Here is a 9963-nt window from a genome sequence, read left to right as displayed (position 1 = left end):
CTACCCATGAGCACGACACAGGCTCCGCTCCGCTGGTACGGAAGCGGGTACCCGAGCGTCGATCCGGCGGGGATCCACCAGGTTCTCGCGCAGGTGGAGCAGCCCTGCTTCATCGTGTCCACCGCGCAGGGCATCGGCGCGGCCGCCGGAGGCTCGGCTGCCGCGGGCGGGGACGGGCCGGGCGTCCTGGCCGCCGCGCCCGCCCTGCCCCCGCAGCGGCTGGGCTCGGCCGGCTTCCGCGCCGCGCACGGAGTGCGGCAGTCCTACATGGCGGGCGCGATGGCCGGCGGGATCGCCTCCGCCGACCTGGTGACCGCCCTGGCCCGGAACGGCTTCCTCGCCTCCTTCGGCGCGGCCGGCCTGCTGCCGCGGACCATCGAGAAGGCACTGGCCCGGTTCGCCGCCGAGATCCCCGGGCTGCCGTACGCGGTCAACCTGATCCACAGCCCCAGCGAGGAACGGCTGGAGCGGGAGGCCGTGGAACTGTTCCTGCGGCACGGGGTGCGGTGCGTGGAGGCCTCCGCCTTCCTCGGGCTGACCCCGCATCTGGTCCACTACCGGCTGGCCGGGCTCCGGCGGGACACCTCGGGCCGGATCGTGGCCGACCACAAGGTCATCGCCAAGATCTCCCGCTCCGAGACCGCCGAGCGGTTCATGCGTCCGGCCCCGGCCGCCATGGTCGACGCGCTGCTGCGGGACGGCCTGATCACCCACGAGCAGGCGCAGCTCGCCCACCATCTGCCGCTCGCCGACGACATCACGGTGGAGGCGGACTCCGGCGGGCACACCGACCGGCGCCCGCTGCCGGCGCTGTTCCCGGTGATCCTCAGGCTGCGCGACCAGATCCAGCACGAGCACCGCTACGCCACCCCGATCCGGGTCGGCGCGGCCGGCGGCCTCGGCACGCCCACGGCGGTCGCCGCGGCCTTCGCGATGGGTGCCGCGTATGTGGTGACCGGTTCGGTCAACCAGTCCTGTCTGGAGTCCGGCACCTCCCCCGCCGCACGTCGGCTGCTGGCGCAGGCGGACGTGACGGACTGTGTGATGGCTCCGGCGGCCGACATGTTCGAGATGGGCGTGGAGCTGCAAGTGCTGCGCCGGGGTTCGATGTTCGCGATGCGGGCCCAGCAGCTGTACCGGCTGTACCAGGCGTACGACGGCATCGAGGCGCTGCCCGCCGAGGAGCGCGCGCGGCTGGAGTCGCAGGTCTTCAAGCGCCCGTTGGACGACGTCTGGCAGGAGTGCGTCGAGTACTTCGGCCGTCGTGATCCGGACCAGCTGAACCGGGCCGCCGGCAACGCCAAGCGGCGGATGGCGCTGGTGTTCCGCTGGTACCTGGGCATGGCCTCGCGCTGGGCGGTGACCGGGGAGGCCGACCGGACCGCCGACTACCAGATCTGGTGCGGCCCGGCGATGGGCAGCTTCAACGCCTGGGTGTCCGGCAGTTACCTCAAGACGCCCGAGAACCGGACGGTGGCCGAGGTGGCGCACCATCTGATGCGCGGCGCGGCCTTCCACACCCGGATCGCCCAGCTGGCCACGGCGGGCGTCACGATCCCGGCGTCCGCGGCGGACTACCGCCCGGTGCCGCTGGAGCTGCCCTCCCTCCTGGAGGCCGCCGGATGAGCGCGCTGACCCCCGAGGGCGTGGAGGAGCTGCTCGGGAACCCCGAGGATCCGGACAACCCGTACGGTTTCGCGGCCGCCGTCGCCCGGGACGAGGCCGACGCCCACCCCGACGAGCTGTGCCGCGCCCTCGTCTCGGCGGGCTTCCACCTCAACTACCTGCCCGGGGAGTGGGGCGGTGCGCTCGACTCCTTCGACCGCAGCATGACCCTGGTACGGGCCGCGGCCCGCCGGGACGTCAATGTCATGCCGGGCACGATGTTCAGCATCATCGCCGCCACCTGCCTCCAGCTGCACGGCAGCGAAAAGCAGCGCCGGCGGGTCGCGGAGATCCTGACCCGCGGCGGCGCGGTGGCGTTCGCCCTCACCGAGGCCGACCACGGCAGCGACCTGCTGGCGGGCGAGGTGCGCCTCGACGAGGACGGACGGCTGCGCGGCGAGAAGTGGATGGTCGGCAACGGTCTGCGTTGCGAGGCCGTCTATGTGGTGGCCCGCACCGGCAGGCGCGGGCCGGGCGCGTTCTCCGCGTACCTGCTCGACCCCGACGCGGAGGGGCTGGTCCGCGAGCCCGCGCCGCGCACGGGCGGCATGCGCGGCGTGGACCTTGCCCGGCTGCGCTTCACCGGGCTCAAAGTGCCTGAGGACGCGCTGGTCGGCAAGGTCGGTGAGGGTCTTGAGGTGGCGATCCTCGCCCAGCAGGCGGTCCGTCTGATGAGCATGGCGGGCAGTCTCGGCTGCGCGGACAGCGCGCTGCGTCTCACCCTCGGCTTCGCCGCCGAACGCCGTGTCTCCGGTGCGCTGCTGGCCGGGACGCCGTACACCCGTCGTGAGCTGGCGGTCGCCTCGGCGGCGCTGCTGGCGGCGGACGCGGTGGCGCTGGCCGCCGCCCGGGGTGTGCATGTGGTGCCCGAGGTGTTCAGCGTCTGGGCGCTCGCCGCGAAGCACGTGGTGGCGGAGGCGGGCGACGAGTTGGTGCGGCGCTGCGCGAGCGTGCTCGCCACCCGGTCGGTGATGCGCGAACAGGCGCCGGGGGCGGGGCTGTTCCAGAAGCTCCAGCGGGACACGGCGGTCGTCCGGGTCATCGACGCCAGCCCGCTGGCCAACCTGCGCGCCTACGCGGCCCAGATCCCCACCCTGGTCACCCGCGACGAGGTGCCGGATCGGGACGCTCTGCGGCGGATCTTCACGCTGGACGCCGAGTTGCCGCCGTACGAGCCCACCCGGCTGGACCTGGTCGTGCGGGGCGCGGACCCCGTCCTGGCCGGACTGCCCGAGACGGCCGACACGGTCTGCGGGCAGCTCGCCGACCCGCGCACGGCCGCACTCGTCCGCGGGCTGGCCGACGCCGTCGCCGAGCTCGGCCCCGAGGCCGCCACCGTGCGCCGGCCCGGCGCCGACCCGAACGCCCTGGTGGACCTCGCCGAGCGCTATGCCTGGCTGCACGCGGCCGGCGCCTGCGTCCACCTGTGGGCGGCGAACCGGCACCGGCCGCTGTACGGCGGCGAGGCGGGCGCGTCCGGCTGGCTGCGGGCGGCCCTCGCCTATCTGCTGGCCCGCGCCGACGGCGTCGACCCCCGGCCCCACGGGCCCGACCTGCTGCCCGCCGTCGAGGCCGTGTCCGCGCTGAGTGAGCGCGGGCTGCTGTTCACCGCCGACCCGGTGCGGTTGGCGGACGAGTCCCGAGGAGAGCGCTGATGCCCAAGGCCGATCTGACCGAGCTGGCGGTGCGGCTCGAGGAGCACCTCGGCGACCCGCACGATCCCGGCAGCCGGATGTCGTACCGCACGGTCCTGGAGTACGACGAGCGCGAGACGTACCCGTACGACTTCGTGGGCGACCTGCGCGCCTGGGGCGTCCCCGAGTACGCGCTGCCCGGTGAGCAGGGCGGCCGGGCCGGGGACGTCGAGGCGGAGTTCAACCTGCTGCGCCTGGTCGCCCGCCGCGATCCCACCACCGCCACCGCGCTGATCATCACCAACCTCGGGTTCATGCCGCTGTGGGTGGCCGGCACCGACGAGCAGAAGCGGCGGACGGTCCACGACATCCTGCACGGCTACCGGCTGTCCTGGGGGCTGTCGGAGCGCGCGTACGGCAGTGATCTGCTCGCCAACGCCATGACCGCCGAGAAGGTCGACGGCGGCTATCTGGTGACCGGCGAGAAGTGGCTGATCGGCAACGCCACCTGGTCCGACGGGATGACCGCCATCGTCCGCACCGGTGAGCGCGGTGGCCCTGCCGCGTTCTCGCTGTTCGTCCTCGACAAGCGGACCGCGCCGGTCGGGACGGTGGAGGAGCTGCCGCGCGAACGGCTGCACGGGCTGCGCGGGATGGACATCAGCGGGCTGCGGGTGGAGAAGCTGTTCGTGCCCGAGTCGGCCCGGATCGGTGCCGAGGGGCAGGGGCTGGAGATCGCCCTGAAGTCCACGCAGATCGCCCGCGCCCAGATCAGCTGTATGGCCATGTCCGCCGTGGACACGGGGCTGCGGCTGACCCTGGACTTCACCGAGGGCCGGATCCTCTTCGGGCAGCCGGTGAGCGACATCCCCTACAGCCGGCGCCAGATCACCGAGGTCTTCGCCGATCTGATGGTCGCCGACGCGGTCAGCCTCGGTGCGGTGCGCGCCTTGCAGGTGACGCCCGAGCAGGTCAGCATCGGGTCGTCGGTGGCCAAGTACTTCGTGCCGACACTGATGGAACGCGGCATGTCCCAGCTGTCGGTCGTGCTGGGCGCCCGCTTCTTCCTGCGCGGGCACCCGCACTACGGCGTGTTCCAGAAGCTGCTGCGCGATCTGCTGGTGGCCAACTTCGCCGACGGCAACACCGTGGTGAACCTGCGCAACCTCGGCCAGCAGCTCCAGGCCCTGCTCACGACGGCGACGACCGCGCCGGCCGACGACGGTCTGCGCGACACCGCGCGGGAACGGGCCGCCGTGCTGTACGGCATCACCCGGTCCATGCCGACGTACGAGCCCTGGCGGCAGGAGCTGTCCAGCCGGGGCCGGGACGACACGGTCCTCGCGGCGCCCGACGGGATCGCCCGGCTGCGCGGCCTCGCGCAGGAGTGCAAGGAGGACGACGAGCGCTCCCGGCTGCTGCGCGCCGCCGACGTGGCCACGGAACTCCTCGACCACACCGCCTCGCTCGCCACGCGCTGCGAGGAGCTGCGCGCCCGGCTGGGCCGGGAGTTCGCCCAGTGCGCCGAACTGTTCGACCTGGCCAAGGAGTACTGCCTGGTGCACGCCGCCGCCGCGTGTGTGCTGACCTTCGTCCACTCGCACGGGGCCCTGGAGGAGCCGCTGCCCAGCGGTGCGGTGCTGCTGCTCCAGCTCGAACGGTTGCGCAGGCAGCTGCGCCCGCACGAGGCGGTCACCGCCCAGGGCGACATCGACGAGGTGATGCGGGTCCTGCGCCATCTCCACCAGGACGACCGGCTGTTCTCGTACTGGCAGTTCCCGCTCGCGCCCCGCACCGTCGACCGGGCCGCCGCCCGCCACTGAACGCGACCGAGGAGCACGACGTGGACGATCCGCGGGCGGTGGACCTGTGGACCCTGCCCGAAGACCGGGTGCAGGAGCTGGCGGTGGGCATGGGCGGCCTGGACCTGCTCACCCCGGACGAGCGCGCCCGCCACCACCGGCTGGTGCGCTCCGGGTCCCGGGACCGCTACCTCGGCGCACGGCTGCTCAGCCGGCTGGCGCTCAGCGCCCGCACCGGGCTGCCGCCCACCACCTGGCGGTTCGTCGCCACCCGGCGTGGGCGTCCCGAACTCGCCGTGGACCACGGCGGGCTGCGCTTCAACCTGTCGCACACCGACGGCCTGATCGTCTGTGTGGTGACCCGGGGACGCGGCTGCGGTGTCGACGTGGAGCGCGTGCCCTTCGACGACGAGAAGACGCGGCGGCTCGGCGCCTTCCTCGACGGCGCGTCCAGCACCGCCGTGAGCGAGCGGTGGGTGCTGGCGGAGGCCTACCTCAAAGGGCTCGGCGTCGGTCTGACGGAGGGCCTCGACGGTCTCGCCTTCCGGCGTCAGGGCGGCGGACGGTTCACCGTCACCGACCACCGCCGCCCGGCCGTGACACCCCGCTGGCGGCTCACCCTGCTGCGTCCCTCCCCGCACCACCTCGTGGCCGTCGCGACCGAGGGCGGCGGCCCCCTGCGCACCACCCGAGCACCATCCACCTGATCCCCCCTGCAGACCTGATCCCCCTGCAGGTCTGATCCCCCTACAGACAAGGACCCCCATGTCCCAGGACACCCCCCTGAACATCGCCGTGATCGGCTCCGGCCCCTCCGGTATCTCCGCCGCCTACCATCTGCGTGACCGCGCCCGGATCACCGTGTTCGAGCGTGAGAACCGCCCCGGCGGGCACGCCAACTCGGTGGAGGTCGAGGAGAACGGCCGGGTCATCGGTCTGGACACGGCGTTCATCGTCTTCAACCGTCGCTTCTACCCGCGCCTGTGCGGCTTCTTCGACGAGCTCGGCGTCGAGACCGTCGCACACCCGGGCGGCTTCACCTTCTTCGACCAGGACAGCGGCCTGGAGTTCGGCACGGAGGAGCTGGAACTGGACGAGGCCGCGATCGAGGAGCGCTATGCCGAGCGGTATCCCGAGTTCCCGCACGTCTGGCGGGAGGTACGCCGCTTCCACGAGGAGAGCCGGCGGGACTTCGTGCGCGGCCGGGCGGACATGTCCCTGGGCGCGTACCTCGACCAGGGCGGCTACAGCGAGGAGTTCCGTCACTCGTACCTGATCATGCTGTGCTCGGCCGTCTGGTCGGTGCCGGCGGAGCTGGTCTGGGAGATGCCGGCGGCCACGGTGATCGCGTTCTTCGTCGGCCATGACGAGGGCGGTCTCGGGGGCCGGCGGGTGGACTGGCGGACGGTGGGCGGCGGTTCGATCTCGTACGTCCGCAAGGCGCTCGCCGCGACCGGTCCCGACCTGCGGGTCTCCGCGCCGGCCACGGCCGTCCGGCAGGAGGCGGACGGGGTCCTCGTGACCACCGCGTCGGGCACCGAGCGGTTCGACTACGCGGTCCTCGCCACGCACGCCGACGAGGCGTTCGCCCTGCTGGAGAACCCGACCGACGCCCAGCGGGCGGCCGTGGAGGGGGTCCGCTACAGCAGCTCCAAGGTGGTGCTGCACACCGACCCGTCCCTGATGCCGACCGACCGGGAGGGCTGGCTGGCCTGGAACTACGGCAAGGTGAAGGTGCACGGGGAGACCCGCTGCTTCATCACGTACTACCTGAACAAGCTGCAGGACCTCACCGCCGGGCAGGACTACTTCGTCACCCTCGACCCGCCCGGTCCGGTCGACCCCGCCACGGTCATCGCCGAGTTCGACTACACGCACCCCGTCATCGACATGGCGCTGCGCGAACGGCAGTCCGTGATCTACGGCGCCAACGAGGGGACCCGGGTGAAGCTGGCCGGCTCCTACTTCCACTCCAAGCAGCTGGGCCCGGACCTGATCGGCTCCCACGAGGCGGCGTTCTCCTCCGGGGCTGAAGCGGCGGCCCAACTGATGAAGGAGCTCGACGGTTAGGACGTGTCGGCGTCAGGAGGTGTGCCGGCGGGCCGACTCGTTCTCCTGGGCCATGCGCCTGAGGGCCATCAGGGCGGGTTCCAGGAGGACGGTCAGCAGCAGGGCGCGTTCGGCGGTCTCCAACGGGTCGTCCAGGCCGTCGAGTTGGTCGAGGTCGAGGACCGCGGTGCGTTCGGCGAGACGGGCGTACGGCAGGAGGGTCCGCCAGTCGAGCGGGACGCCGAGGGCACGCAGGGAGGCGAGGGTCTCGGCGAGGGTGGTCCGGGCGGGCGCCGAAGCGTGCACGTTCCAGTCCAGCTCCTTGACCAGCGCCTCGACCTCGGCCGCCTCCGAGGCGTCGTCGGAGGGCGCCTCGCCCACCCGAATGGAGCCCAGAGCGAGGCCCAGCAGGCGGTGGGTGTCCCCCGTGAACTCCGCGAGGGCGTCCAGGACTTCACGGGTGGTACTGACCGACAGTCCGCGTACGCCGGTCAGGGCGCGGATGAGGCGGAGCCGGCGCAGGTGCTGGTCGTCGTACTCGGCCTGGGTGGCGGCCGTCTGGCGGCCGGGCGGCAGCAGTCCCTCGCGCAGGTAGTACTTGATCGTCGTCACGGAGACCCCACTGCGGCGGCTCAGTTCGGAGATGCGCATACGGTTCGGCTCCGATTCGTTCGGCTCCACACTTGAAAACTGGATACCTCTACTGTCTAACATAGATAGTAGAGGTATCTAATATTCCTTCGTGCCGCCGGAGAGAAGGCCGCAGCCATGCCCACCCTGCGCTGGACCACAGTCAGCACCCCCGCACCCGACACCGAGGCGTACGTGATGGCGTCCCGGCTGGAGGTCCGCTCGCTCGGCGACGTGCCGCGCTTCTTCCTGAGGTCGCTGGCCGCGTGGAAGCAGGTCTCGAGCGCGCCCGGGGCGTACGGCGCGTCCCTGATCGCCGAGCCCCTCAAGCGCACCTTCTGGACGCTGTCGGCCTGGGAGGACAGGGACGCGCTCTACACGTACGCGAAGACCGAGCCGCATAAGTCGATCATGAACGGGCTGCGGTCCACGATGAAGGACTCGGTCTTCACGTTCTGGCAGGTCCCCGCGGCCGGCCTGCCCATCGACTGGACGGACGCCCGGCGCCGCCTCGCCGAGCAGGAGCGCACCGGTGCCTGAAACCCCTCACCCAGGAGAGAGCCCCACCATGACGCTGTCCGAAGAGAGCCCGGTCCTCGACGACCCGGCCGCCTCCGCCCCGGCGGCCGAGGGCCGCCGGACACCCCTCTGGCTCGCGATCGTCGCGGCGAGCGTGCCCATGTTCATGGTCGCGCTGGACAACCTCGTCGTCTCCACAGCCCTGCACACCCTGGCCGTGGACTTGGAGGCGAACACCCAGGAACTCCAGTGGTTCGTCAACGCCTACGTGCTGAGCTTCGCCTGTCTGCTGATGACCGGCGCCGCGCTCGGTGACCGCTTCGGCCGCCGGAGGGTGTTCGTCGCCGGAATCGCCCTGTTCACGCTGGCCTCCATCGGCTGCGGCCTGTCGGACACCAGCACCCAGCTGATCACCTTCCGCGCGATCCAGGGCGTGGGTGCCGCCGCCGTCATGCCGCTGTCGCTGACCCTGCTGTCGCAGGCGGTGCCGGAGCGGCTGCGCGGGATGGCGCTCGGCGTGTGGTCCGGGGTGAGCGGGCTCGCCGTGGCGATGGGCCCGGTCGTCGGCGGCGCGGTCGTGGACGGTCTGGACTGGCGGTGGATCTTCTGGATCAACGTGCCGGTCTGTGTGATCGCGATCCCGCTGGTGCTGTTCGCGCTGAGGGAGAGCTCGCTGCCCGGCGTCCGCCTCGACCTGGTCGGCATGGTGCTGGCGGCGGCCGGACTGTGCGCCGTGGTGTGGGCGATCGTGCACGGCGAGCCCGACGGCTGGACCTCCGGCAAGGTGCTCGGCGCGTTCGCCGGGGGCGCGGTGCTGCTGGCCGCGTTCGTCGCCTGGGAGGCCCGGACCGACGATCCGATGCTGCCGCTGTCCTTCTACCGCGTACGGGCCTTCACCCTCACCAACGTCGTCTCCGCGACCATGTACTTCGGTGTCTTCGGCTCGCTGTTCCTGCTCGCCCAGTACCTCCAGATCGTGCCGCCGCGCACCCCGCTGGAGGCCGGTGTGCGCACGCTCGCCTGGACACTGATGCCGATGTTCGTGGCCCCCGTCGCCGGACTGCTCACCGACAAGGTCGGCGGCGGCCGGCTGATGGCCCTCGGTCTCTTCCTCCAGGGCGTCGGCCTGGGCTGGATCAACCTGGTCGCCGACGTCGACACGGAGTACACATCCCTGGTCGGACCGATGGTCGTGGCCGGTATCGGCATGGGCTTCGTGTTCGCGCCGACGGCGGCGGTCGTGCTCGGCTCGGTCGCCAAGGAACACGCGGGCAAGGCGTCCGGCGCCAACACCACCGTCCGCGAGATCGGCGGCGCGCTCGGCATCGCCATCCTGAGCACGGTGTTCGTGGCACACGGCAGCACCGACGGTCCGCAGCAGTTCGTCGACGGTCTGCACCCCGCGGTGTGGGTCGGTGTGGCCGTGGTGTTCGCCGGAGCGCTGTGCGCCCTGGGGATCCCGCGCCGACCGCGGGACTTCGAAGAAGCCTGACCCCTCCGAAGAGGCCCGGCCGGCCCCTTCTCCCCCGACCGGTGGTCGGGGCGGACACCTCCACATTCCCCCGCCGAGGTGTCCGCCCCGGCCGCCGCCCTGCACGTCCTGCACACCTGAGCAGAACCCCGCTTGAATGATCAGAAGGGCATCGGGTTAGCATCTGAGCGCC

General features: G+C 72.1%; 8 protein-coding genes. 7 read left to right on the top strand and 1 reads right to left on the bottom strand.

Features of this window, described 5'->3' with window-relative positions:
- Positions 1-6 precede the first annotated feature (6 nt).
- From ACLZN2_RS41050 to ACLZN2_RS41030, 5 genes are read left to right on the top strand one after another with little or no spacing between them, the layout of a single operon-like run.
- Positions 7-1626: a PfaD family polyunsaturated fatty acid/polyketide biosynthesis protein gene (locus ACLZN2_RS41050; RefSeq protein ID WP_416984793.1), complete on the top strand. Its 1620-nt coding sequence runs from the start codon at positions 7-9 to the stop codon at positions 1624-1626.
- Positions 1623-3320 carry an acyl-CoA dehydrogenase family protein gene (locus ACLZN2_RS41045; protein ID WP_416984791.1) on the top strand — a complete coding sequence of 566 codons (1698 nt, stop codon included), beginning with the start codon at positions 1623-1625 and terminating at the stop codon, positions 3318-3320. The genes ACLZN2_RS41050 and ACLZN2_RS41045 overlap by 4 nt, the downstream gene beginning before the upstream one ends.
- Complete coding sequence (locus ACLZN2_RS41040) at positions 3320-5122, top strand: acyl-CoA dehydrogenase family protein (RefSeq protein WP_416984789.1); 1803 nt, start codon at positions 3320-3322, stop codon at positions 5120-5122. Before ACLZN2_RS41045 ends, ACLZN2_RS41040 begins: the two co-directional genes overlap by 1 nt.
- Before the next feature lie 20 nt (positions 5123-5142).
- On the top strand, positions 5143-5808 hold the full coding sequence (locus ACLZN2_RS41035) for a 4'-phosphopantetheinyl transferase family protein (protein ID WP_416984788.1): 666 nt from the start codon (positions 5143-5145) through the stop codon (positions 5806-5808).
- 58 nt (positions 5809-5866) lie between these two features.
- On the top strand, positions 5867-7171 hold the full coding sequence (locus ACLZN2_RS41030) for an NAD(P)/FAD-dependent oxidoreductase (RefSeq protein WP_416984786.1): 1305 nt from the start codon (positions 5867-5869) through the stop codon (positions 7169-7171).
- 12 nt (positions 7172-7183) lie between these two features.
- Here ACLZN2_RS41030 and ACLZN2_RS41025 read toward each other — a convergent pair whose 3' ends face one another.
- Positions 7184-7801 (bottom strand): MerR family transcriptional regulator, encoded by a 618-nt coding sequence (locus ACLZN2_RS41025; RefSeq protein WP_416984784.1) that lies wholly within the window; start codon positions 7799-7801, stop codon positions 7184-7186.
- A gap of 117 nt (positions 7802-7918) precedes the next feature.
- Between ACLZN2_RS41025 and ACLZN2_RS41020 the strand changes: the two genes are divergently transcribed.
- Both ACLZN2_RS41020 and ACLZN2_RS41015 read left to right on the top strand, forming a co-directional pair.
- The gene (locus ACLZN2_RS41020; RefSeq protein WP_416984782.1) at positions 7919-8320 is read left to right on the top strand and encodes a DUF3291 domain-containing protein; all 402 of its coding nucleotides are present in this window, start codon (positions 7919-7921) and stop codon (positions 8318-8320) included.
- 28 nt (positions 8321-8348) lie between these two features.
- Positions 8349-9791, top strand: a complete 1443-nt coding sequence (locus tag ACLZN2_RS41015) for an MFS transporter (RefSeq protein ID WP_416984781.1) — start codon at positions 8349-8351, stop codon at positions 9789-9791.
- The last annotated feature ends 172 nt before the right edge of the window (positions 9792-9963 follow it).

It is taken from the genome of Streptomyces sp. T028, from assembly GCF_048159505.1.
GTDB lineage: Bacteria > Actinomycetota > Actinomycetes > Streptomycetales > Streptomycetaceae > Streptomyces.
Note: the sequence above shows the minus strand (reverse complement) of the source record. Positions and strands in the feature narration are given on the sequence as shown.

Excerpts from the sequence above, each read along its gene's own strand:
- ACLZN2_RS41050 (WP_416984793.1), top strand. The coding sequence starts at position 7 with ATGAGCACGACACAGGCTCCGCTCCGCTGGTACGGAAGCGGGTACCCG.
- ACLZN2_RS41045 (WP_416984791.1), top strand. The coding sequence starts at position 1,623 with ATGAGCGCGCTGACCCCCGAGGGCGTGGAGGAGCTGCTCGGGAACCCC.
- ACLZN2_RS41040 (WP_416984789.1), top strand. The coding sequence starts at position 3,320 with ATGCCCAAGGCCGATCTGACCGAGCTGGCGGTGCGGCTCGAGGAGCAC.
- ACLZN2_RS41030 (WP_416984786.1), top strand. The coding sequence starts at position 5,867 with ATGTCCCAGGACACCCCCCTGAACATCGCCGTGATCGGCTCCGGCCCC.
- ACLZN2_RS41025 (WP_416984784.1), bottom strand. The coding sequence starts at position 7,801 with ATGCGCATCTCCGAACTGAGCCGCCGCAGTGGGGTCTCCGTGACGACG.
- ACLZN2_RS41020 (WP_416984782.1), top strand. The coding sequence starts at position 7,919 with ATGCCCACCCTGCGCTGGACCACAGTCAGCACCCCCGCACCCGACACC.
- ACLZN2_RS41015 (WP_416984781.1), top strand. The coding sequence starts at position 8,349 with ATGACGCTGTCCGAAGAGAGCCCGGTCCTCGACGACCCGGCCGCCTCC.